The sequence below is a fragment of the Azospirillum sp. UENF 112521 genome (genome assembly GCF_058780665.1).
Map to the genome: position 1 here is coordinate 867501 of NZ_JBSNCI010000004.1, position 24254 is coordinate 891754.

Sequence of the window (24254 nt, forward strand, 5' to 3'; positions counted from 1 at the left end):
GTCCGGGCGTTGCCGGCCAGATCCTCCAGCACGTGAATTTCGGTGCGGTCCAGGGCGGCCCGCTGCTCGCGGATGCTCTGGGGCAGTTCGTCGTGGACGTACCGGGCCAGCATCTGCAGGGTCAGCGTGCCGACCAGCGCCATCTCCTCCCGCTCGCCGGCCATGCGGCCGTTCTGGCGGTGGGCCTTGTCGGCCAGGGCGGAGACGGCCGCGGCGTCGGTCAGGCCGTAGCGGGCGAGCGCTTCCGGCGACAGCAGGTCGCGGACATAGTCCGGGGCGCCGTCGCCGAACAGGGCCGTGGTCATCGGCGCCCGGTAGGGCCGCTTCGGTCTTTGGAAGATCTCGGCCGGCAGATGGCGGGCGGCGAGCCGGCGCAGGGCCAGCTTGTCGCGCAGGCCCAGCATCTTCACCCGGTCCGGCAGGGCGGCACAGAGGTCGTCCACCGCCGGGTCGAGGAAGGGGTAGCGGACCTCGATGCTGTTGGCCATGGCGACGCGGTCGCCCTGGGCCGACAGCAGGTAGGGGGTCATGAAGGTGGCGATCTCCGCCCACTGGCTGCGCGCCAGCGGCGACCAGCGCGACCAGCCGTCCGGCAGATGGGCCGCCACATGCGCCTCGAAGGCGGCATCGTCGGCGGTCGCCTGGACATCGGCGGACAGCAGGCGCTGCGACCAGCCGGTGTTCCGCCAGCGGGTACGGTGGGCGTAGAAGGTCTCGTCCGTCTCCATCATCCCGCGCTTGAAGAAGGCCTGCCACAGCGGGCTGTCCTTCTGGCCGTTGACGGCGGCGAAGGGATGGACGCGGCCCAGCAGCTTCGGCCGCGCCTTGCTGTCGGGCTGACGCGCCCAGAAGCGGCGGACCTTGTCCTCCTTGAAGATGTCGTAGCCGGCCAGCCACTCGTCGGCGCCTTCGCCGGACAGCACCACGCGGATGCCGCTCTCGCGCACCAGACGCGCCAGCAGGAACAGCGGGGCCGGGGCGGTGCGAACCAGCGGCGTTTCGCCATGGCGGATGACGTCGGGCAGGGCGGCCTGGATGTCCTGCGGGCTGCAGAGGATGTCGTGATGCTCGGTGCCGACATGGCCGGCGACCAGCCGCTGCTGCGGCGTCTCGTCGAAGCCGGCGTCGGTGAAGCGGACGCCGAAGCTGTGCATGTGGGTGGTGTCAAGCTTGCGGGCCAGCGCCGCGATCACCGAACTGTCGAGCCCGCCGCTGATATAGACGCCGACCGGCACATCGGCGCGCAGCCGCAGGCGGATGGCGTCGAGCAGCTTCTCCTCCAGCCGGTCGGCGGCCTCGTCCAGCGAAAGCTTGGCCAGCGACGGATCGGTCGCGAAATCGGGCTGCCAGTAGCGGTCGACATGCAGGGCCAGCGTGGAGTCGACGCGGATCGCGGTGGCGGCCGGCACGCTCTCCACGCGCTCGAACACGCTGCCGTGCGGCGCGGTGCTCCAGTGGGTGAAGACCTGGGCGAGGCGGGCCGGGTCGAAGACCGGAGCCACCCGGCCGCCGCCGAACAGCGACTTGGCTTCGGACGCGAAGACCAGATGATCGCCGCGGCGGGCGTAGAACAGCGGCAAAATGCCGAGCCGGTCGCGGACCATCCACAACTCGCGCTTGGTGGTGTCCCACAGGCAGATGGCGAACTGGCCGTTCAGCTTGGCCCAGGTGGCGGGGCCGTATTCCTCGAAGGCGTGGACGATCACCTCGGTGTCGGTCTGGGTGTAGAAGCGGTGGCCGCGCGCCTCCAGCTCCCGCCGCAGTTCGACATGGTTGAAGATCTCGCCGTTGAAGCTGATCCAGAGGGTGCGGTCCTCGTTGTGGATCGGCTGGAAGCCACCGGCCAGACCGACGATGCTGAGCCGCGCATGGGCAAGCCCGATCCGGTCGTCACGGTAGAAACCGTAACCGTCCGGGCCGCGATGGCCCAGCATGGCGATCATGCGCTTCAGCTCGTCCAGACCGGCCGGTTCGGCACGCGATCCTGCGAGAACTCCGGCGACACCACACATGAGCGTGCTCTCTGTCCTGGGGTGGGTAGTGTTCGTGGTGGTGTTCTGTATCGGGAGCGTTCCGCTCCCGTCCTGCCCCGTCCCCGCTACGCGGGAGAGCGGATGGATGCCGCGGCCGGACGTGCCGGCTTGCCGGTTTCCTCCACCAGTTCCGCTCGCCGGATTTTGCCGGAGTTGGTCTTCGGCAGGCTGTCGCGGAACTCGATGAACTTCGGCACGAGGTGGCTTTCCAGACGGCCGCGGCAGTGCTGGCGGATCGCCGCGTCCGACAGGGCCGCATTGTCACGGGCGACGAGGAAGGCCTTGACCGCCAACCCGTCGGCATCGTCGGGAACGCCGATCACGCAGGCCTCCAGCACGCCCTCCAGCTCGTACAGGGCGTTCTCGACCTCCTTGGGGCTGACCTTCTCGCCACGGCATTTGAAGACGTCGTCCTTGCGGCTGACGAAGTAGAGATGCCCCTCGGCGTCCTGTGTGAACAGGTCGCCGGTGAACAGCAGGGTCTCGCCCTGCGGGCCGCGGCGCAGGCGACGGGCGGTCTCCTCCGGCCGGTTCCAGTAGCCGCGCATCACATTGGCGCCGCGCACCACCAGCTCGCCGACCTGGCCGGGAGGAAGGCGGCTGCCCTCCTCGTCGGCTACGAAGGCTTCGCAGTTGGGGATGGCGCGTCCGACCGAAGCCGGCTTCAGGTCCAGTTCTGCAGGGTCGAGCGTGCTGATCCGCGTGCAGCACTCGGTCATGCCGTACATGGAATGGAAGACGGCCTGGGGGAAGCGCTCGCGCAGCCGGCGGAGATGGGCGGCCGGCAGCGGGGCCGCGGCGTTGGTCAGATAGCGCAGGCTGCCGAGATCGGCGGTCTTCGCCGCTTCCAGCCCCAGCAGGGTGGAGAAGACGGTCGGCACGCCGGGCAGGCCGGTGACGCGGTGCTGCACCATGCGCTTCAGCGTTTCCATCGGGAAGGCGAAGGAACGCTCCAGCACCAGGGTGAAGCCGATGCGGGCGCCGGTCAGCACCTGGGACAGGCCATAGCCGAAGGTCAGCGGCAGGATGCACATCACCACGTCGTCGGGGGTGTTCCCCAGATAGGTAGAGATCGCCCAGCTGGTGTTGACGTAGTTGGCGTGGGTCAGCATCACGCCCTTCGGCCGGCCGGTGGTGCCGGACGTGTACATGATGGCCGCCAGGTCTTGGTCTATCAGGCCCGGTTCGGCCGGTTGCCGGTGCGGAGCCGCCACCGCGTCTGCATAGAGCAGGCCGGTGGCACCGTCGGGCAGGCCGGCGCCCACCCACAGCACCGTCGGCTGCGTCTCTACCGTCTCCAGCGCGGGCAGGACCTGCCGGGCCAGAGCTGACGGCGCGATCAGGACCCGGATGCCGGCGTCGGCCAGCAGGTAGGTCAGCTTGTCAGCCTTGGTGGAGGGATTGACGGGCACGAACACGCCGCCGGCTTTCAGCGTGCCGAACAGGCCGGCGACATATTCGATGGAGTTCTCCAGCATCACCGCGACGCGGTCGCCGCGCGCGATCCCCGCCGACTGGAGCGCGCAGGCGACGGCGTCGCTTTCACGGTCCAATTCGGCAAAGCTGCGGCGGGCATCCCCGGCGATCAGCGCGGTGCGGGAGGGATCCCGCTTGGCCGTTTCGCTGAGGAACTGGTGAACAAGATGGGCCATGGTGGTGTCCTTCTTCGCCCGTCTTCGGTGCCCGTCTCTTGGCCGCTCGCCCTGGCGATCCTGCCGGATCAGGCGGCGTTGCGCAGTTCCTGCTTGCGGCCGACGAAGGCGGCGATGCGCTCCACCGATTCCAGGTTGTCGGCGACCATGTCGTCGTCATCCACGGCGATGCCGAAGCGCTCTTCCAGGAAGGCGACGACGTGCATGATGCCGGTGCTGTCGATAATCCCCGATTCCAACAGGGATTCGCTGTTGTCGAAGCCGGAGTCCTTGCCGAGCAGGAAATTCTCCACGATGAAGGCGCGGATTTCCGGCAGGGCGGGAGCGGTCAGGGTCGTGTCGGTCAGGGTGGCGGTCCGCATGTCTCTGAAAACTCCTGCTGGGTTCGGTCGACTTGGGGTGTCGTAAAGGGGGGTGTCGTAACGGGGGTTCGGTCGGTTTGAACGGGGAGCCGGGTGTTCGGCCGGGACGCTGTTGGGGGTAGGTCCGGCTACCCCCTGTCATGTGTCCCGCTGTTTTCCGGCTCCTTGTTCTCGCATCCGCCTGATATGCAATTTTATTGTGATGCTCGCGGTGGTTTGCGAGGGCTCAAAGGATAGGAGTGGATTGAAGTCTGTGGTTAGCCACTCTGTTGTCCCGTAATAGAGCTTGTCGCGGGACGCTTGACGTTCGGCTTGGCGTCGGCGCTCAGGGTCATACGCCTGCCGACTTCGGCTTTACCATCGAACCTGTCCATTCGGGCGTTGCTCCATTGGCCGAATCGCCGGTGCCCGCGGCCTTGCGCTTGCGCAGCCAGGCCGGGATGCCGGTCAGCTGGACGCTCAGCCACTCCACGGTGGCGTCGTCGGATACCGGGAAGGCCTTCAGCCGCAGGGGATCGCTGGAGGCGTCGTTGAAGCCGGGATCGATGGTGCGGGCGGTGCGGTAGCCGGCACGCCGGATCTCCTCCACCTCGCGGTCGCTGAAATCGCCGTTGGGGAAGGCGAAGTGCCGGCAGGACCGGCCCAACGCCTCCTCCAGCTCGGCACGGCACAGGGCGATCTCGTCGGAGCAGCGGTCGTCGTCGCATTGCAGAAGGATCGGATGGGTGCGGGTGTGGGCGCCGTAATCGGCGACATCGGTCATCCGCGCGATCTCGTCCCAGGTCATCGCCTGACGCTCGTCGCCATCCTTGTCGGGATCGTTGCCGGCCTCGGCCAGCAGGCGGCGGCGTTCCGGGTCGGGCACGCGCTTCAGCCGCTCCACCCCGATGCCGTCGGCGGCGGCGGTCTTCCACCAGTAGGGGCGGCCGGTGCCGACGATCTGGCTGCACAGGTAGATGGTCGGGCGCAGGTCGAATTCGCGGAACAAGGGCGCCAGCGCCGTGTTGTTCCGATGCCCGTCGTCGAAGGTGATGACCAGCGGATAGTCCGGCAGCTTGTCCCAGCGGCCGGTCTCCATCGCGGTGGCGACGGCATCGAGCGTGGTGAAGCCGTAATGCTTGGCGTACCAGCGCAGATGCTCGCGCAGCACCTCCGGGGCCGGATCGTGGTAGACGACGATGGTGACCGCGTTCCGCGCCTTCAGGAACCGCTGCATCGCACCGAATCCCGACCAGCGCACCAGATTGGCAATGGCGTTTTTCATGGTGCCCCTTCCTTCATGTCGATGCTCCCGGTCCTGGCTGGGTCAGCCTGAACCGGGAGAGGTCTGCCGCTTTTCGGGTCAGCCGGTGGTGCTCTTCGAATGGCCTGCCGGTCCGGCGGCCGGAACCGGGCCGGCGGGAACGGCGGGCGATGCGCTCAGGCTGCCGCGCGCGTTGCGGCGATAGATCTCCAGCAGCCGTTCGCGGAACACGGCGACGTCGAACTGGCGCTCCCACCGCGCGCGGGCACCGGCGCCGAGGTTGCGACGCAGGGTGCGGTCGTCGATCACCCGCGCCAGCGCATCGGCCAGCGCGGCCGTATCGCCCGGCGGAACGAGCAGTCCGGTCTCCCCGTCGGCAATGGCGTCGGGGACGCTGCCGACCGGGGTGGCGACGATGCTCAGCCCCTCCGCCATCGCTTCCAGCACGGACATCGGCAGGCCTTCGAACATCGAGGGCTGGACCAGCACATGGGCGCCGGCCAGTTCGCGCCGGCAGCCGGCCTGATCCAGCCAACCGGTGAAGCGCACGCGGTCGGCGATGCCCAGTTCCGTCGCGAGGCTGCGGTAGGTCTCCAGATCGCCGTCCCCGGCGATGGTGACCTGCCAGTTGCGGTCGCGGCAGGTGGGAGACGCCAGCGCGTTCAGCAGGACGTCGATGCCCTTCAGCTTGATCAGCCGGCCGAGGAACAGCAGGCGGACCGGACCGGCGAAGTCTTCCTCCGCATCGTCGCGCACCGGCGGCGATGCCGGACCCGGCACGGCGTTGTGGAGCAGGGTGGTGCGCTGCCGCGCCTCCGGCCCGAAGGCTTCGGCCACCCAGTCGCGCCAGAACTCGCCCAGCACGACGATCTCGCTGGTCATCGCCATCATGCGGCGGATCGCCCAGCGCATCACCGGACCGGCGTCCTTGAACTGCTTGGGGAAGCGCCCGCCATGCAGATGCAGGATCACCGGCACGCCGAAGGTGCGCGCCATGGCGATCAGGATGCCCTTGCGCAGGACACTGCCGTATTCCGCCATATGGATGTGCACGAGATCGGCCTTGCCGGCGGCGAAGCAACCGGCAAGCCGCGCGGTCGCCCGCGCGAAATAGAGGGGCATCAGGTGGAATTTGCCGGGGCCGTAGCTGTCGATCACCTCGAACTTCACGTCCGGGCAATTTTGCCGGAAGTCGGTCGTGAAGTTGTCGACCACACGGCCCATTCCGCCTTTCTCCTGGGTGCCGCCGGGGGAGACGATATAGATCATGTCCGCTCCTGATCCTTTCCCGGCCCGCCTTTCCTGCGTTGCGCCCCGGCTTTTACCGTGTGACGTCCGTCTCTCGACGGCTGCGGCGGGCTTGTTATGTTTTCGGCCTCTGGTCCTTGCCGGCCCGACGATCAGGCCGTGACAGGTGCGTCGCGGTGCGGCCGATAAGCTGCCGCCCTTTGGAACGCGTCGCAGCCGGAGGCCGGGCGGCGTTCGCGTGCAAGTTTACGCGATGCAGCATCCGTACGCTGTGGAGCGACCGAACGGGTTGGCCTGCCGGTATGGTTACCCAACCTGTGCATGTGCGTCTCCCTTTCGGCTATGCCCGCATTGATTGTTTTCTAACCCGATCATCGACATGTGGGTGACCATGGCCTACCGCCGTTTCGATGCGGTGGCGGCCGATCCGGCCAGCTTGTCCAAGTCCCCGGAAAGCTCGACGGCGCCGCGGTCCAGCTCCTGGTAGATCGCCAGAAGCGACTTGGCGTAGGCGTCGATGACGAACTGTTTCAGGAACAGGCGGCGGCCGTTCTCGGCGAGCCGGCGATAGAGGTCCGGGTCGTGCCCGACCTCGACGACGGCATCGGCGAGCGCGCCGGGGTCGTTCACCGGGATGATCCGGGCGGTTTCGCCGTCGGTCAGCACCTCCGGGATCGATCCCACCGGCGTGGTGATGACCGGCAGCTGCGCCGACAGCGCCTCCAGGATCACCATCGGCAATCCTTCATGGGTCGAGGGCAGCAGCAGCATGTCGTGCGACCGGATGTGCGCGTGCGCCTCCTCCCGGCCGATCCAGCCCAGGAAGCGGCATTCCTCCGCCACTCCCAGCTCTGCTGCCATGGCGCGGTAGCCGTCGACGTCGCCGCCGCCGCCGATGGTCACCCGGAAGGGCTGGCCGCGCTGCTTCAGCAGCGCACAGGCGCGCAGCAGCGAGCCGATGCCCTTGCGCTCGGACAGGTTGGCGAGCACCAGCAGGGACAGGACGGTGCCCGGCTCCGGCGCTGTCCGCGTGCCGAGATCGGCACCGACATCCGGCACGGCGTTGTAGAGCACCCGGATCTTGCGGGGATCGGTGCGGACCGACTGGACCAGGAAGTCGCGCCAGTTGTCGCCCAGCACCACCACCCGGCCGCAGCGGTTGAACAGCCAGCGGCTGATGCCGCGGGCGAACATGCCGCCTTCAAAAAACTCGACGAAGGAGGCGCCGTGCAGGTGGACGACAGTCGGGCAGGACATCAGCCCCGACACCAGCTGGACCGCCGCCTTGCGCAGGAAGCTCGCACGCTCCGACACGTTGATGTGCACGACAGAGGCCCGGCGGCGGGCGAGGATCCAGCCCAGCCTTGCCAGTGTTACGCCGAGATATAAGGGTGACAGCAGAACGCTACCGGTACCGCGAGTGTCGAGGATGATGGAGCGGGTCGTGCCCGACCTGTCGAACTGGTCGACCACATAGCCCGTCATGCGGCCGATGCCGCCGCCGCCGTCGAGTGCGCCCGGCGTCGCGAACACGACGACGGTCCGGGTGGGCGCATCCGGTTGGCCGGTGGGGGTGCGGATGTCGTTGGTGCTGTCCATAGGCGTCGGGGTCCTTTTCGTGCTCAGGCAGCGTCGGACGCGGAGAACAAGGCCTGCCGCAGGCGGCGGCGCAGGCCGACCGGCATCAGCGAATGCATGGTGAAGGTGGCGAGCGCCATCGGCGTCGGCTGGCCGTCGCGCAGCGCCGAATTCAGGATCCGCCAGCGCGTGCCGGCGGTGCGGGCGGCCTGCTCGCCGCCGGTCGCCTGCAACAGCAGGCTGGCATAGGCGCGCGGCGACAGGTGGTCGCGCATCGACTCCGCCCATTCCAGCGCCTGGTTGATGTTGTGGCAGGTCGACAGCGTGACGCGGTTGTTTTCCTCGGTGTAATGGACGGCCATCACATCGGGAATATGGACCAGCGCCACGCCATCGATCCGGCCGCAGGTGATCAGCCATTCCCAATCGTCGAAGCGGGATTTGGGGACCGGGTTGCGCAGCAGCAGCGCCTTGGGCGCCAGCAGCGTCGTGGTCGGGGCGAAGGTCTCGCCCTTGAACAGGCCGCGGCGGACGAACAGGTAATCGCCGATGGCGTCGGCCGGGGTGGCCAGACGCCGGGGCCAGGCGAAGGTGCCGCGGGCGGTCACCACCTGGCAGCGGCAGCTGACGATGGGGAAGCGGATGCCGGCCGGGCGGCCCGCCATCTGCAACTCCACTTTCTCCGGCATCCAATGGTCGTCGTCGTCCAGGAAGGCGATCCAGCCGCCACGTGCGGCGCGCACGCCGATATTGCGGGCCTCCGCGGCGCCGTGGTTCGTCTCAAGCTCCATCACGGTCAGCCGCGGATCGGCCAGCGTCGCCAGATGCGAGGCGGTGGCCGGATCCGGCCCGTCGATCACCACGATGACGTCGAGGTCGCGATAGGTCTGGTCGAGAGCGCTGCGCACCGCCCGCATCACCATGTCCGGGCGGTTGCGGGTGGGGATGACGACGGTAACCTGTTCGTTGGTCACCTGATCTTCGATCGCCTGTTCGCTGTTTGCCGGGCGGTTGCTGCTTGCCGGCTGATTCTTCGGGCTCATGGGTCTGCCTTCGGTCGAAGGGAAATGGGAAAGGTCGCAGGGGACGGGGTTCCGGAGCGCCCCGCCGCTAGTGCCGGGACAGGGGGCCGGGATAGGGGCCGGCATAGGCGGTCCGCCCGGCGTAAGCGGGGGAGGGCGCGGTGGCGGCGGCGTTCCGGCGCAGGCGGTGCTCTTCGGCCGCCCGGTCGTTCAGCAGGCGCTGCCAGCGGCTCTGCTGGATCAACCGGACGACGGCGATGGTGGCGATCACCCAGTTCATCGAATGGCGCTCGGCGAACACGCTCTCGGACACCGAAACCGCCAGCAGGGCGCAGCCGACGGCGAAGGCCCAGGCGGCCTCGGGCCGGCTGTTGCCATAGCGGGCGGCGAAGAAGCCCTGGAACAGCATGCGGCCAAGCACCGCCACCACCAGTGCCACACCGACGAGGCCGAGGTCGAGCGTCAGCTCCAGCCAGCCGCTGTGGGCCGAGGTGATGCCCCAGTCGCGGGTGAAGCTGGAGCCCGGTCCGTTGAAGCCGGACCAGTAGGCGGCATAGCCGTAGCCTTGCAGCGGCCGCTCGCCGACCGAGTGGACGATGTGTTCCCACAGCACGGTGCGGCCGGTCAGGGTCGGGTCGCGGCCCAGCGCATAGAGCACGTCGTACCAGAAAGTCGCGCCGGCAGTGACCATGATCACCAGCAGGGCCAGCAGCAGCGCCATGGTGGGGGCGAAGTTGCGGATGCTGCCGCGCAGCATGGTTGTCGACAGCAAGGCCACCGACACCAGGAGCGAGGTGACGAGGCCGGTGCCGGACCGGCTCATCACGATCAGCAGCATCGCCAGCAGGATCAGCGGCCGGGTGAGCCAGCGGCCCATCTCCTTCTGCCAGTCCAGCCAGACCAGCGCCAGAACCAGCCAGACCATCATGCGGCCGGTCACGTTCTTCTGGAAGAACACGCCCTTCCAGGCGCCGACATGCTGCGCGCTGTCCAGGCCAATGGCCGGCATCGCGAAGATCATGAAGAAGGAGACGAACATCAGGAACGACAGCCCGACCACCAGCAGCCGCATGATCTCCGGGAAGCGGAAGCGCAAGGCGAGCCAGATGCCGAACACCGTCGTGAACATGAAGGCGATCGACCGGCGCAGCGTGATGTCCGGGAACAGCGACCACAGCGCGGTCAGGAAGGCGAAGGCGATCATCGCCGTCAACGCCGGGCTGGCGAAGGGTATCTGGAAGGCGATGGACGGCCGCAATGCGATGGCGGCCAGCACCAGAACGTAGAGACCGCCATACAGGATGGTGACGCCGGCCGATTCCAGATCGCCCGCCAGTGGGTCGCCGCCGGTCAGCATCAGCGGAAGCACCGAGCCTCCGAAGGCGATGATGCCGATGACGGCGATGCTTTTTTCCAGAAAATCCAGGATTTTCATCGGCTTTCCCTTAGGCTGCCGTACCGTGTTCGGCTGTGCAGCACTGAAGATGCGGACGACACCCCACATCTCGTAGCCGGGCGGTGGCATTAGACCGAAGGAGGCCAAGCCCGAAAGAGGTAGCCGCTTTCGCGCTTCCCCCTCCCTTTGCCGCCCGAAAAAGGGAATGGATGCTGAGTTTCCAATAAAAAGACCCCCGCGCGAGTGGCGCGGGGGTCCGGCTGGCATCCGGTTCGGGTGGGGTAGGGTTACGACCCGTCGCCCTTCAGGACCATCACCGCGGTCTTGCACAGGATGAAGAAGTCGAACAGCAGGCCGCAGTTGCGGACATAGAAGACGTCCATCGACACACGCTCCTGGAAGGTGGTGCGGTGGCGTCCCGACACCTGCCAGTAACCCGTCAGGCCCGGACGGACGGTGCCGATCACCGCGGCGGAGTCACCCACCTCCGGCAGTTCCTTCGGCATGTAGGCGCGCGGGCCGATCAGGCTCATGTCGCCCATCAGGATGTTCCACAGCTGCGGCAACTCGTCGAGCGAGGTCTTGCGCAGGAAGCGGCCGAGCGGGGTGATGCGCGGGTCGACCGTCAGCTTGTGGTAGGTCATGTACTCTTCACGGGCGACCGGGTCGTTCGCCAGCAGATGCTGCAGCTGCTCTTCCGCATCGACATGCATGGAGCGGAACTTCAGCAGGTCGAAGGTCTGCTTGCCGCCGGCCCAGCGCTTCTGGCGGAACATCACCGGGCCGGGGCTGTCAAGCCTAATGGCGACGGCAAGGCCCAGCATCAGCGGCGCCACCAGGACCAGCAGGATCGCCGACAGGACGATGTCCATGGCGCGGCGGATCCGCAGGTAACCGGTCGGCGGACGGACGCTGACGCGCAGGGCCAGCGAACCGTGCAGGTTGTGGTACGTCGCGTCGACGGCGCTGACGTTGCCTTCGCCCAGCACGCAGTAGACCTGTCGGAAGGGCAGGGTGCGGACCAGGCCGGTCAGGTCGCTGCCGTGGCGGCCCATGTCGGCGACGATGGCGGCGCTGGCCTGGCCGGCGACGGCGGGCGACTTCGCCAGCAGTTCCACCGGACCCATCACCGGCAGGCCGGCGACGCGGGTCTGCCACAGGCTGTCGTCGTCATCGACGAAGCCGACAGGCCGCATGCCGAGCCAGGGCAGGCGCTGCAGCTTCTCGGCGATGGCGGCACCCTGCGGGCCGGCGCCGACGATCATCACCGGGGTGCGCCAGTCCAGCGCGCTGGACAGCAGGCCCTGGATCAGCAGCAGATCGGCGACATAGGTGACCGCGAAGCCCAGCAGCGCGATCGACAGCGCTTCCACGAAGAAGGAGCGGAAGCCCTCCATCACGATGAACGGCACCGCCAGCACGGCGCAGCACAGAAAGGCCGCCTGAAAAGTCCGTCTCGTGCGTTCCATGTAGTCGAAGCGTCCGAGCGTGTAGATGCCGAACACCGACTTCACCAGAGGCACCAGCATCAGGCCGGTCACCAGCGACCGCTGCCAGGCGGCGGCTTCCATCGGCTCGGTCAGCGCATCGGCGCCGAGGAAATGGTTGAGCGTCCACCCCACCAGGGCGAGGACCAATCCATCCGAGAGTGCAAGCAGCAGCCCGGGGGCGATCGTGGGGATCGTCGCCTTTTTCGCCGAGGTCAGATCGATGACCACTTCTGGGTCCAGTTTGCTCATCGCAGGTCCCGTGGTTGAAGGGAATGCCAGCCACCGCACGGCCATTCGTGCGGATGGTCGCTCGTCATCAGCGTCTCTTGGGATTCGGCCGGTCTTTACTTTGCTGCGCCCCCGCATCGGCAGGTGCGCATTTATGTAAAGAACACTCTTTCATGATTTTGGTCGGCCGATCCGCTGTTCGTTGAGGACGAATTAGGATGAGGAAGCTCGGCCAGCAACAGTGCATACGGACGTTGATTTCGCGTCCGCGATACCACCGGTGTTTCGAAGGGTACGGGGGGCCGAATATTAATGGGGATACTTTCGGATGCCGTCCCCAGCGGGGATAGCGTTTCGGGTTAACGGCAAGGTGGTGCCGCACCCCCGACGGCACCCGCGATCGCCGCAATTTTTAGGTATATGCCACGGAAATCTCCCCCGACCGGGCGTAAAGCGGCAGCGCGAACGGGGGTGATCGCCGAACTTGCGGGGTGGGCCCGCCAGCCGGATCGACCGAAGGGAGCGCCGGAGCAATTCCGAGCGGGGAGGTGGCGCGAACGCACCCTTGCCTGTTGCAGGGCGCAAGAGGCAGCGTGCGAACTTGCCGGAAAGCATACTCGGAACGTCCAGGATGTCTGACCGAAGCCGTGCTGACTAGCACCGAAGAGTGTTCCCGTCGCTTCAAGGCCGAATTGACGCTGTCCCGACCTCCGCCAAGATTTGGCGCGTTCTTCTTCCTTATCTGCGCCCGTGCGGCACGCCCATGAGAAGCGGGTCCATGCGACATGGACCCATGCGACAGGGCGGACGCGATGCTCTCCCCAGCAGGCGAGACCGGAAGAAGAAGCGGATTACAGGGGGCGAAGGAAACCGGATGGCTGTCGAAGCTGGTACGATCATCAAACATGGCTGGATGTTCATGGTGGCGAACGTGGTCAACCGCGCTGCGGGACTGCTTCTGCTGCCGCTCTATGCGAAGGTCCTGTCACCGGCGGAGTTCGGCGTCTATGCCCTGATCAGCGTCGTCGGCGACATCGTTGCGGTCATGCTGATGATCGGCATGATCAACGCCTTCACCGTCGTCTATTTCGAACATCCCGACGACCGCAGCCGGTCCCGCGTGGTCAGCACCACGATGATCGGTCTGTGGGCCGCCTCGCTGGCGCTGCTGGCGGTGGCCCTGCCGGCCGGCTGGGGCGCCAGCGACCTGCTGTTCGGCGGCACCGACCAGGGGCCGATCATCGCCTTCGCTTTCGCCGGCATCGCCTTCAGCGCTGTGTTCGAGCTGGCGCTCGCCTATTACCGGGTCCACAAGCGGTCTGGCACCTGCCTGCTGATCTCGGTCGGCAAGGCGGTGGGGCTGATCGGCCTCAACCTCAGTTTCCTCCTGGTGATGGATCTGGGGGTGACCGGCATCTTCCTGGCCAACGCCATCACCTTCGTCGGGCTGGGCATCGCGCTGACGGTGGCGATCCTGGCGGCCAACGGCGTCGGCTTCTCCTTCGGCATCCTGAAGCGGGTGACGGTGCTGGGCCTGCCCTTCATGCCGCAGACCATGCTGGACATGGGCAACCAGTTCGCCATGCGCTATCTGGTCAATCTGCTGATGGGCGTCGCGGCGGTCGGCGTGCTGTCCTTCGGCCTGCGGCTCGCCACCATGCTCTACATGTTCCTGACCGCCTCCTTCCTGCAGATCTGGTCGGTCAGCCGGATCGAGGCGCAGGACAGCACCGCTGGGCGCGACCAGTCGGAATTCGTCTTCTACCTGTTCGTCGTGCTGCTCTCGGCGGCGGCGCTCGGCATGGCGCTGACCGCGCCGGAGGTGCTGTGGCTGATCGCCTCGAGCGAGTACGAGACGGTTCTGCCCTGCATGCCGCTGCTGGTGCTGGCCTATGTCGTCCATGGCGTGCGCATGCATGCCGAGGTCGGGCTGGTGAAGACCAAGAAGGTCGGCGTGCTGCCGGCGATCTCACTGGGCGGGTTGGCCGTCGGCACGCTGGTCATGGCGGTGACGCTGGGGCCGCTCGGCCTGATGGGCGGTGCCATCGGCGTGCTGGTGCGCGAGCTGGTGATGCTGGGCGCCACGGAGGCGATGTGCCGCCGTCTCAGCCCGAACGAGCCGCCGCTCAGTGCGCTGCGGGTGACGGGCATCCTGGCGCCGGCCGCCATCGCCTATCTGGCCGGCCTCGCTTTATTCGGGTTCGAGGTGAACCCGACCTTCGCCGCCGCCAAGGTCGGGCTGACCATGCTGTTCGCCGTCGCCGCCCTGTTCGGGCCCAGCTTCGGCAAGGCCGACCGCGCCATGCTGTTCCGCATGACCGCCCGATTTCGTCGCCGGCCCCAGACGGCTTGAGAGCCGCTCGGACAACCAGCGTGAGAGCCAGCCCGACAGCCGGCGTGACAATGCTTGAACGGAGAGGATGACACCGCGATGCAGGACGCTCCGCACTACACATTTCGGCAGACGGTTGCGGCGGACGCCACCCGTTACGGCGGGGGCTCCGGCCTCGGGGCGGTGCTGAAGCTGCTGGCGGGCAACCGCATGTTCCGGGTGACCTTCACCCTGCGCAGCTGTCAGGCGCTGAACCGGATGGGCGGGCCGCTTGGCAAGCCGCTGCGCAAGCCGCTGCTCGCCGCCTGCCGGCTGCTGCACCGCTGGACCCAGCATTCCGCCGCCATGGATCTCCCCTGGGAAACCCAGGTCGGACCGGGACTGCGCATCCTGCACGGCTGGGGACTGGTAGTGAACGCCAGTGCCCGGATCGGTGCCAACGTCACCCTGTTCCATGGCGTCACGCTGGGCCAGAAGGACGACCTGCTGCCCACCGGCCGCGTCACCCATTACCCTGAGCTGGGTGACGGCGTCTGGGTCGGGCCGCATGCGGTGGTGATCGGCGTCAGCATCGGCGACGAGAGCATCGTCGCCGCCTCCTCCGTCGTCACCAAGCCGATGCCGCGGCGCAGCGTGGTCGCCGGCAACCCCGGCAAGGCGGTGGCCGAGGTCACCATTCCCGACATCCCGCATCCGGCCCAGGTCGGGCGCGCGTCGGCCATGATGCCCGGCACCGCCACCTCGCCGATGCCGGGCTGACCCGCCCTTTTCCATCCCTGGAGACGGAGAAGGGGTCCGGCAGCAATGCTGACGGACCCCTTCTCCTTCAGGCATTCACCCGGCCGGACGAACCGGACAGGTCAGGTCAGGTCAGGCGGCGTGCGCCAGGCTGCTGTCGGTCGTGTGCAGGTCGTGATAGGTGTCGAAGGTGACGCCGATCACTTCATGGCTGGCAAGACGCTGCATCGTCGCCAGGTCGGTGGCCGTAGCCACGGCGGCGGTGGTGTCGGCCGTGTCGTTGGCGGTGCTCATGGTGTGGGCCAGCAGGTCGGCCGAGCTGAGCGAAGCGGCGGCGGCCTTGGCAGCAGAGGCGTCGATGATCGTGCCGGTGCCGGTGGCGTCGGCGATGGTCGCGGCGGTGGCGTTGGAGATCTTCAGGCCGAAGGTCTCGTTGCCTTCCGTCACGCTGTCGCTCAGCACCTTGACCGTCACGGTCTTGCTGGTTTCGCCGGCGGCGAAGGTCAGCTTGCCGCTGGTGGCGGTGTAGTCGGAGCCGGCCTTGGCGGTGCCGTCCACCGTGGAGTAATCCACCGTGACCGGGGTGCCGGAGGCGGACGACAGCTTCACCGTGAAGGTGGCGTTGGCGGTGTTGGCGGTGGTGGTCGGGGTATCGAACACCGCACCTTCCATGGCGCCCTTCACGATGGCGGCCTTGGTCGGGTTGATGGTCTTGTAGTCGTCCATCAGCATGCCGCCGACGTCGCCCGATTCCGGGGTCCAGGCCCAGAAGGTCCAGCTCATCCCCTTGTCGCCGGCCGCGATGTCGCTCTTGCCGTCCAGGTTCCAGTCGCCGTTCAGGTACTTGGCCATGGTCTTGGCCCAGGTCTGCTCGGCGGAGCTGGTGAACTGGCCGCCCCATTCGCCCAGCAGGATCGGCGCGGTATCGTTCTTGTACAGGTATCCCCACATCTTGTCGTACTGGGCCGGCAGGTTGTTGGGGTAGTTCGGATCGTTCAGCCAGCTGAACTGCCCGACGCTCTGGCCGTAGGCGTGCGGCGAATAGACCAGCTTGTTGGGGGTGTCGAAGTGGATCGGGCGCGCCTGCGCACCGGCCAGCGTGCTGCTCCATTCGGTGCCTTCGACGAACAGCAGCCAGTCCTTGTTCACCGTCTGGATGGCGTTGCCGATGCGCTCGGCGGCCGAGGCCCAGTCGGTGGCGGCGCTGCCGCCCCAGGTGGCGCTGACGCTTGGCTCATTGTGAAGGTCGGCGCCGATGACGGTCTCGTTACCGGCATAATGCTTTGCCAGCATCTTCCAGTTGTTGATCACCGTCGATTCCGGGTGCTTGTCGGTGTACCACAGCCCGTGTTCGTTGGTGCCGGCGCCGCCGTCGTTGCGGTGGTGGTCGAGGATCACCTTCATGCCGAGCTTGCCGGCGTAGTCGATGACCTTGTCATAGACCTGCAGGCGGGTCAGGCCGGCCAGATCCGGGTTCTTCGAATAGTCGATGCCGTTCGTCACCGCGGTGTTGTCGAACATCTCGTCCGACATGGTCAGGCGGATGGTGTTGAAGCCGACCGACTTCATCTTCTCCAAGTGGCCCTGGTAGCTGTCGGCCCACAGGCCGGCGGGTACGTAGTTGTAGCCCTCGCCACCGAACCAGTTCACGCCGGTCAGGCGGACGGTGTTGCCGGCCTCGTCGACGATCTGATTGCCCTGGGTGTGCAGGAAGCCCTGGATGCCGCCGGCGGTCTTGGTGCCGGTCGGCTCCGTCACCGTCACATCGCTGACCGACAGGCTCGGCTGGGTCGGCGTGGTGGGGTTGGACGGGTTGGTCGGGTTGGTGGTGCTGCCGGCGAACCAGGACTTGTCGGCCTTCACCTCCATGGTGCCGTTCCACCACATGGCCTGCTGGCCGGCGACGACGTCCTTGCCGTCTAGGGCGCCCTTGTCGATCGACACGATGCTGTCGGTCGGGTTCACGGCGTGGCCGCCGATGGTGATCTTGTTGACGTACAGGTTGCGGTCGACACCGTTGACCACAGCGTCGTTGTCGTACTGGATCTGGACCTTGTGGGCGACGTCGGCGCTGACATTCGCGTTGAAGGTGAAGTCCTTGGCGGCGGTGCCGGCCGTGCCTTCACCGATCATCTTGCCGTCGACCAGAACCTTGAAGTGGGCGTTCACGCCACCGGCCGCATTGCCGTAGGCATTCACGACGATCGGCGTGCCGCCGGTGGTCGGGGTCGTCGGCGTGGTCGGCGTCGTGGGGGTGGTCGGAGTGGTCGGGGTCCCGGTGGAGCTGGCGAACATGTCCTTGGACATGTTGAAATCGAGCGAGCCGCTCCAGGACAGCATTTCGCGGCCGGACATCGTGCCCTGACCTTCAGCGGCGTAGGAGACCGTCGAGCTGTTGGAAGCGATGGTCTTGCCGTTGACTTCGATCGACTTGACGATCAGGTCACGGTACATGCCGGCCTTGTCGGTCGACAGCCAGTCGTTGTCATAAACGACCTGGACCTTGTGGGCGACGTCGGGAGCCACCTTGGTGGTGAAGCTGTACCGGCCGGCGCTGGTGGAATTGACCGTCGCCTGGCCGACGGCAACGCCATCGACGAGGAATTTGAAATGCGGCCAGACTCCTCCGGCAGTCACACCCGAGGCATTGACGACGAAGGTCGTATCGACGGGGCTCGTTGCCATTGGAAGTATCCTCTTTTCCGTGAATTTCGCTGAAACCCAATCTGGCCGGAAAAGGTTAACGAGGTATTTCAAATTTTAGCGAAATGCGGCTCTAATGCCACTATCACTTGTGAAAAGAAAGAGACACGAAAAACCCCTTTGTCGATGCATTGCAGCAACAAAGGGGTTCGGTCTGTCTGTAAGTCTTTGATTTAGCGCCTTTTTGCAGCGCTCAAACGGGTATCACCTGGGCTTGTGGGCCACCACGAACACCTCGGGCCGGAACAGATAGAGCTGGCCAACCCTTCCGAGCTTGCGATTAAGGGTTAATGGCATCCGTCCCAAAAATGCCTCAACCAGCTTGGCATAGCCCAGGTAGGCGCGGCTGGCGAAATGCAGGTTCATCCGGCGGCGCACCGCCATCGGCAGGATGTAGACGGCCTCGACGCGGCCGAAGCCCGCCTGACGCAGCATCGCTTCCGTCTCGCCCCAGCCATATTCGCGCAGATGCATGCAGATCGGCTCGTTCAGGCCGAACACCTCCGACAGATCGGCCGGACCGGCGTATTTGTGCGGCATGCTGAGGATGTACTTGCCACCCGGCTTCAGGATGGTGCGGACATTCTCCATGTGGGTCAGGACGTCTTCCGGATGCATGTGCTCCACGACATGGGTGGAGATCACGCTGTCATAGCGGTCGGCCGCCTCGAAACGGGAGAGGTGGATGCCGTCGCTGTTCTTCCAGGTGACGTTGGAATCCTGTTCTATCCAGGTCGCACCGCGCTCGCGCGTCACCTCGGTGGCGACGCAGCGGTAGCCGTGGCGGGCGAGGTAGCGCAGAAGCCGGGCCTTGCCCGATCCCACCTCATAGACGTCCTGCGGCCCGCCCAGCAGGGTCAGGAAATGGCGGAAGTCGAGGTCGTCGTTGCGGGTGTGCGCATCGTCCTCCGCCTCGTTCAGCCACGGACAGCTGGTGTAGAGCGTCGTATAGGCCTGCTCGAACACGTCCCAGCGCTCGTCCGGCTTGCTGTCCAGCAGCTCGCGGGCAAGGCGACGCTCCAGATCCCAGTGGCGCTGCACCATCTCGGCCGTCAGCGGGTAGGTCGGCGAGAGGTGGAACTTCCGCCGGTAGCGCTCGACGAGCGCCTCGTCCGTCGCACGATCGGCGGGCAGGCGATCCATCGGCAATGTGTCGGCTGTGTTCTGCACGATCGACCTCTCCATCAGATGGGTACAGGACGCATTGAGGGACTCTAAACGGGAGCGGCACCGGACGCGCGCGCGCGAACGAGAAAGTGCGCGGGCCTATCGCAGGGGGTGGATGGCGCCAACGGCTTACCCCCGCGGTACGTCATCCGGAGCGCTGTCAGCCCGACCGCGCCTTTCCGGTGCGCGCCTTCTCCCGCAGCGTCTCCACCACCGCCGTGTAGAGCGGCAGGGGCCGGGACTCCTCGTCGTAGGGGGAGGGGTGAGCACCCAGATCCGGATGCTCCCGCGCGATGAAATTCAGGTCGGAGCGCAGGTGCCACCAGCACAGCTCCTCCACCCGCGCGTTGTCCAGCATGTCGGCCAGATACTGCCGGGCCAGCTGGGCCATCGCCCGGTCCTTCTCCGCCCGCGACCAGGAGCGGGGCAGGCGGGTCTCGTCCACGTCCATCTCCGTCAGATGGACGGACAGGCCCAACTTGTCGACCGCGCGGAGGAATTTGCGCATGCCGGTGCTGTCATAGGGCTTGCCGCCGATCAGGTGGCTTTGCAGCCCGATGCCATGGATCGGCACGCCGCGCTTGACCGCCCCGGTCAGCCAGTCGAGCAGATAGGCACGCTTGCGCTGCTGCCAGCCCTCGTCGATCTCGATGCCGAACTCGTTCAGCACCAGCTTCGCCTTGGGGAACGCCTTGTGCACATGGTGGAAGAAAGGATCGAGCCACTCCGGCCCCTTCTCCGCCCCGCCGGCCGCCACCCACCACATGCCGCGGCGGAAGCCGTAACGGTCCTGCTCCTTGGGATGGCTTTCCACCGTTTCCCAGAAGAAGACCTCGTTGGCGACGTCGATGCGGTAGAAGACATCGCCGTAACGTTGCCGCACCGCCTCCACCACGCCGGTGAAGCGCGGCCAGACATTGTCCGCGCTCAGCGTGCCGTCCGGCGAGAAATAGGCGCTTTCCGAGATGCCCAGCTCCGCCTGCCGTCCGGCGGGAAGCTTCATGTAGGGCGGCATGCCCATATGCTGCCAGATGATCGTGTGCCAGTTGGGCGTGGCGCCGATGCCGCGCGCCAGCTCCACCGCGGCGTCGAAGCGGCGCCAGTCGTAATTGCCCTCGGTGTGCTGGAAAACGCCCCATTTGCCGCCATTCTCCGGGGTGACGACGTCGCATTCGCGCGCCATCAGCCGGTCGAGCATCGGGTCTTCCGGATCGATGAAATGGTCGCGGGCGGCACCATGGCGGATGCCCAGCGCCCGGCAGGCCTCGCGCAGGGTCACCGCCGGCTCCGCCGCCCGCGGCTGGGTGGCGGCGGCTTCCGCCGTCGTCGGACCGCTGGCGCCGCGGCAGCTCGCCAGCACCGCACCGGCGGCGGCGGTCCACAGCAGGTCGCGCCGGCTGGGGCGCCATTGGGAAAGGCCGGGCTTCGGAGGCGTGATCATGGGGAGGGGCTTCTCCTCTGGTCGCGGTAGCCGGTCATGGAGAGGCCCCTCCCTCCGGGCGCCGCAGCGTCCGGAAGGAAAGGGCCTCTGGGTCGAAGGAGCTTCAGGTCACCCCGGCTTCCCGTTTACGGGGCGGTCCGCAGGGTGGTGTCGCCGTAGTATTTCCGGGTCGCCATGTAGCTGTTGTAGGGACCCTGGTAACCGCGCGAGGCCGCCTTCTTCAGGTTCACGTCGGTCATCACCGCGACGAACTTGCTGTGGTCGATCGGACCCAGGTCGGCGACCGCCTGCAGGTCGCTGGCCGTGGTGTGGCCCCAGCGGCTGACGAACAGGACCTTGGAGGCGGCGCCGCAGACGATGCGGGCATCCGACACGGCCAGTGCCGGGGCGGTGTCGAACACCACCAGATCGAAGTGCGGCGACAGGCCGGCCATCAGGTGGATCAGGCCGTCGACGTTGAAGCGGTCCAGCGTCTCCGGCATCAGGCGGCCGGCGGGGATCATCGCATAGGGCGCGTCCTCGCTGGTGTGGACGATCTCGTCCAGGGTGGCGGTGCCGGAAACCCAGTCCGACAGGCCCTTCTTGGCCGACAGGTTGAACAGTCCGTCGATGCGCGACCGGCGGAAGTCGGTGTCGACCACCACCACGCGGCGGCCGGCCTGGGCCGCGACCTGGGCGACGGCGAGGCTCATCGAGGTCTTGCCGTCCTGCGGGCGGGCCGAGGTGACGGCGATGGAGCCGACCGGACCCAGATCCGACAGGTGGTTGCGGAACAGGGCGCGCATCGATTCCGAGAACAGCGAGAACGGATGGTTCTGGAAGATCTGGTCGAGACGGCCGCGGGTGCCGCGGGTGGAGTGGTGCGGGACGATGTGGACCGTGCCCACGCCCAGGATGCGGCGGACGGCTTCCGGGGTGCGGATGCGGCGCTGGAACAGCTCGATGCCGAAGACGATGAAGATGGCGACGGCGAGCGAGGCGACGAAACCGGCCATCAGCATCAGGATGCGGAACGGACCCGACGGCTCATGCGGAACCTGCGGCGCCGAGACCAGCTTGACGGCGGTCGGGAAGGCACGGTTGTCCTGCTGGGCCTGCACCTCTTCCAGACGGCCGAGCAGGCTGTCCAGCAGCTGGCGCTTGGCCTGGGCCTCGGCCTCCAGCGTGCGCAGCGGAACCGCTTCCTCGGTCATCGTCTGATAACCGGTTTCCAGCTTGGCGATCATCGCCTTCAGGGCGTTTTCCTGCTCGATGGCGACGTTGGCCGCCTCGCGGACGCCGCCGATCTCGTGGCGGACCTCCTGCTGCAGCGAGGAGTTCGCCTCGTTCAGGCGGGCCTGGAGTTCCTGGATGCGCGGGTGCTTCGGACCGTACTGGCGCGACAGCTGGGCAAGCTCGGTGGAGATCGAGGCAACGGTGGCGCGCAGCTGGGCGACGACGGGCGAGGCGAGGCTGCCGCCGTTGCCGGCGCTGCGTTCCAGCGTCTGGGCCTGGGCGACGGCGCGGGCGCGGGTGGCGGCGGCCTCGGCCAGACGCAGTCGGGCCTGCTCAAGCTCGGTGGTGGCCATCAAGCCGTTGGTGCCGTTCTTGACCAGACCGGCCTTGAAGCGGACGGCGTCGACCTTGGTGTCGGCGGCGGCGACTTCCTTGCGCAGGGTGCCGATGCGGTCTTCCAGCCAGGCGACGGCGCTGGTGGACAGGTCGCGGTCCATCTGCTGGCGGGTTTCCATGTAGCGGCGGACGACGGTGTCGACCACCTTCTGGGCGATCTCCGGGTCGCCGGCGGTGTAGCGGACCTGGATGACGCGCGACCGGCCGACGACGCCGACCTCGAGGTTGCGGCGCACGCGGTCGAGCACGCCGTCGATGCTGTCGGCGGCACGGGTCTCGCGCAGGTGGGTGTCCTTGGTCATGTTGTCGCCATGGGCCAGGACGGCCTGGACGACGCCCGGCAGTTCCGGACCGAAGACGGCATGGGCCTGCTCGCGCGTCCAGGCGGTGGCGCGCTCGACGAAGGGCTTCGTCTCGTCGGCCTGGACCGGCGGGTTGTATTCCTGGTTCGTCGCCAGCTTCAGGTCGGTGACGGCCTGGGACAGCACGGCGGTCGACTTCAGGATTTCGATCTCGCTGAGGATCGCGCCGTCTTCCGGCGTGATCGAGTTCAGCGCCTGGTCTTCCGCACGGACGACGCGGACCTGCCGATTGTCGACCAGCAGAAGGGCTTCGGAGGTGTACTTGTCCTTCATCAGCGAGACGGCGAAGGCCGACAGGGCGGTCAGCGCCAGCACGATCAGGATGATCAGCGTCTTGTGCGCCGCCAGCACCCGCAGGATGAAGCGGAAGTCGGGGCCCATCGCCGGAGCGGGGCCGTCGAACTCACGCGGCGCATGGTGGCCGACCTGGGTGGGCCACGCCTGAGCCGGCAGGCCGCCATGGCTTCCAGGGCCGTGGCCTCCGTTGTTGATCTGGGGAAGGTTTTCCACGTCTCAAAGCTCCTTCTGGATAGGCGACCGCCGGATCGGTGACGGAGAGATCCGGGTGGAAGCGGGCGCTGCGGCGCCCGTCCCGCGGGTTCGGAGGGATGCGGCACGGCGAAGGCGATAAGTGCTCCAGGCGAAGCCGAAGGCACCGATGCAATAGCGGCGGAACAGGCGGCGGGGCTCCTGCGCCAGACGGAAGGCCCATTCCAGGCCGGAGCGCTGGACGGCCTCGGGAGCGCGCTTGAAACGGCCCGCCAGGAAATCGACGATGGCGCCGCCGTTGACGATCAGCACCGGATGATCCAGCGCGCGCTTCAGCTCCGCGGCGACCTGCTCCTGCTTGGGCATGCCCATGGCGAGAAGGATCACGTCGGGGCGGTTGGCCCGCGCCTGGGCGATGTAATGCTCCACCGGGTGGAAGCCGTGCTGAAGGTCGGCATAGCGGTGCGGCGTCTCCGTCTCCAGTGCTGCGCGGGCGCGGTCCAGCCACGGGGTGGCCGTGCCGTAGATCGCGACCTTGCGGGGGCCGAGGGTCTTCAGCAGCAGCGGGATGAAGTCGGTGCCGTTCATGTTCAGGCCGGACGGCATGCCCAGCACCGGCAGAACCGCCTGCAACCCGATCCCGTCGCGCAGCAGCACGTCCGACGCGCCGAAGGCGGCCAGTGCCGCGTCCGACGTCATGCAGACGTTCAGCCCGTGCGCGTTCAGGAAGGACAGCACCGTCGGACGGTCGACCGCGCCCAGCCGTTCGATCAGGGCCCGGCGCTCGCCGTCGCTCGAAATGCACCGCATGCGCTCGATCAGTTCCAGGACCTCACGAGGGTTCGGCATGCGCATCTCCCAAAAAAATTGATCGGAACAAAGCGTTGAGCGTTACACGACCGATCTGGCGGCCGGTCCGGCTTGACCCGGTGCCGGGCCTGTCCGCCGGGCGGCGGCGGCTAACCCGTTGGGATCGGACCACCAAACCTGCGTGGCTCTATGTGGCCGTGCCTCCCCCCTTTTCGCACGGGCGAGATCGGAGAAACGGCGACGGAATTGAATTAGCCCGGGCTTGCTCCCATCGGGGGATTCGGCTTGCCGAATTGGCCGGTCAGACCCATAAAGTGAGGCCCCGGCCATAAAGAGAGACCCTGGCGCT

16 protein-coding genes (1 of these 16 only partly in view) are annotated in these 24254 nt (G+C 67.1%); 2 read left to right on the forward strand and 14 right to left on the reverse strand.

The window, feature by feature from the left end; translation table 11 throughout:
- The 9 genes from asnB to ACWPN8_RS24445 all read right to left on the reverse strand — a co-directional run.
- On the reverse strand, window positions 1-2012 hold the 5' portion of the coding sequence (asnB, locus tag ACWPN8_RS24405; RefSeq protein WP_492242585.1) for an asparagine synthase (glutamine-hydrolyzing). Its footprint begins 28 nt before the window's first position; the window shows 2012 of its 2040 coding nt (coding positions 1-2012); the start codon lies at window positions 2010-2012; the stop codon falls past the left edge of the window.
- A gap of 86 nt (window positions 2013-2098) precedes the next feature.
- The gene (locus ACWPN8_RS24410) at window positions 2099-3685 is read right to left on the reverse strand and encodes a class I adenylate-forming enzyme family protein (RefSeq protein ID WP_492242586.1); all 1587 of its coding nucleotides are present in this window, start codon (window positions 3683-3685) and stop codon (window positions 2099-2101) included.
- A 68-nt stretch (window positions 3686-3753) separates the two neighbouring features.
- Window positions 3754-4047 carry a phosphopantetheine-binding protein gene (locus ACWPN8_RS24415; protein ID WP_109445379.1) on the reverse strand — a complete coding sequence of 98 codons (294 nt, stop codon included), beginning with the start codon at window positions 4045-4047 and terminating at the stop codon, window positions 3754-3756.
- A gap of 331 nt (window positions 4048-4378) precedes the next feature.
- Window positions 4379-5311, reverse strand: a complete 933-nt coding sequence (locus ACWPN8_RS24420; RefSeq protein ID WP_492242587.1) for a polysaccharide deacetylase family protein — start codon at window positions 5309-5311, stop codon at window positions 4379-4381.
- Between the two features lie 78 nt (window positions 5312-5389).
- The gene (locus ACWPN8_RS24425) at window positions 5390-6559 is read right to left on the reverse strand and encodes a glycosyltransferase family 4 protein (RefSeq protein WP_211099162.1); all 1170 of its coding nucleotides are present in this window, start codon (window positions 6557-6559) and stop codon (window positions 5390-5392) included.
- A gap of 375 nt (window positions 6560-6934) precedes the next feature.
- Entirely contained in the window at window positions 6935-8137 is a 1203-nt protein-coding gene (locus tag ACWPN8_RS24430) for a glycosyltransferase family 4 protein (protein WP_492242588.1), read from the reverse strand.
- A 23-nt stretch (window positions 8138-8160) separates the two neighbouring features.
- Window positions 8161-9159 carry a glycosyltransferase family 2 protein gene (locus tag ACWPN8_RS24435; RefSeq protein ID WP_492242589.1) on the reverse strand — a complete coding sequence of 333 codons (999 nt, stop codon included), beginning with the start codon at window positions 9157-9159 and terminating at the stop codon, window positions 8161-8163.
- A gap of 67 nt (window positions 9160-9226) precedes the next feature.
- Window positions 9227-10573: an O-antigen ligase family protein gene (locus ACWPN8_RS24440; RefSeq protein ID WP_109445375.1), complete on the reverse strand. Its 1347-nt coding sequence runs from the start codon at window positions 10571-10573 to the stop codon at window positions 9227-9229.
- 248 nt (window positions 10574-10821) lie between these two features.
- Entirely contained in the window at window positions 10822-12273 is a 1452-nt protein-coding gene (locus tag ACWPN8_RS24445; protein WP_109445374.1) for an exopolysaccharide biosynthesis polyprenyl glycosylphosphotransferase, read from the reverse strand.
- 853 nt (window positions 12274-13126) lie between these two features.
- Here ACWPN8_RS24445 and ACWPN8_RS24450 point away from each other — a divergent pair.
- Window positions 13127-14605: a lipopolysaccharide biosynthesis protein gene (locus ACWPN8_RS24450; protein ID WP_109445373.1), complete on the forward strand. Its 1479-nt coding sequence runs from the start codon at window positions 13127-13129 to the stop codon at window positions 14603-14605.
- A gap of 78 nt (window positions 14606-14683) precedes the next feature.
- Complete coding sequence (locus tag ACWPN8_RS24455) at window positions 14684-15343, forward strand: serine acetyltransferase (RefSeq protein WP_492242590.1); 660 nt, start codon at window positions 14684-14686, stop codon at window positions 15341-15343.
- 111 nt (window positions 15344-15454) lie between these two features.
- Here ACWPN8_RS24455 and ACWPN8_RS24460 read toward each other — a convergent pair whose 3' ends face one another.
- The 5 genes from ACWPN8_RS24460 to ACWPN8_RS24480 form a co-directional block, all read right to left on the reverse strand.
- Complete coding sequence (locus ACWPN8_RS24460) at window positions 15455-18007, reverse strand: cellulase family glycosylhydrolase (protein WP_492242591.1); 2553 nt, start codon at window positions 18005-18007, stop codon at window positions 15455-15457.
- A gap of 222 nt (window positions 18008-18229) precedes the next feature.
- The gene (locus tag ACWPN8_RS24465; RefSeq protein ID WP_109445370.1) at window positions 18230-19195 is read right to left on the reverse strand and encodes a class I SAM-dependent methyltransferase; all 966 of its coding nucleotides are present in this window, start codon (window positions 19193-19195) and stop codon (window positions 18230-18232) included.
- 157 nt (window positions 19196-19352) lie between these two features.
- Complete coding sequence (locus ACWPN8_RS24470; protein ID WP_492242592.1) at window positions 19353-20633, reverse strand: endo-1,4-beta-xylanase; 1281 nt, start codon at window positions 20631-20633, stop codon at window positions 19353-19355.
- A gap of 125 nt (window positions 20634-20758) precedes the next feature.
- Window positions 20759-23116 carry a GumC family protein gene (locus ACWPN8_RS24475; RefSeq protein WP_109445368.1) on the reverse strand — a complete coding sequence of 786 codons (2358 nt, stop codon included), beginning with the start codon at window positions 23114-23116 and terminating at the stop codon, window positions 20759-20761.
- A 3-nt stretch (window positions 23117-23119) separates the two neighbouring features.
- Window positions 23120-23944: a WecB/TagA/CpsF family glycosyltransferase gene (locus tag ACWPN8_RS24480; RefSeq protein ID WP_109452584.1), complete on the reverse strand. Its 825-nt coding sequence runs from the start codon at window positions 23942-23944 to the stop codon at window positions 23120-23122.
- Between the last annotated feature and the right edge of the window lie 310 nt (window positions 23945-24254).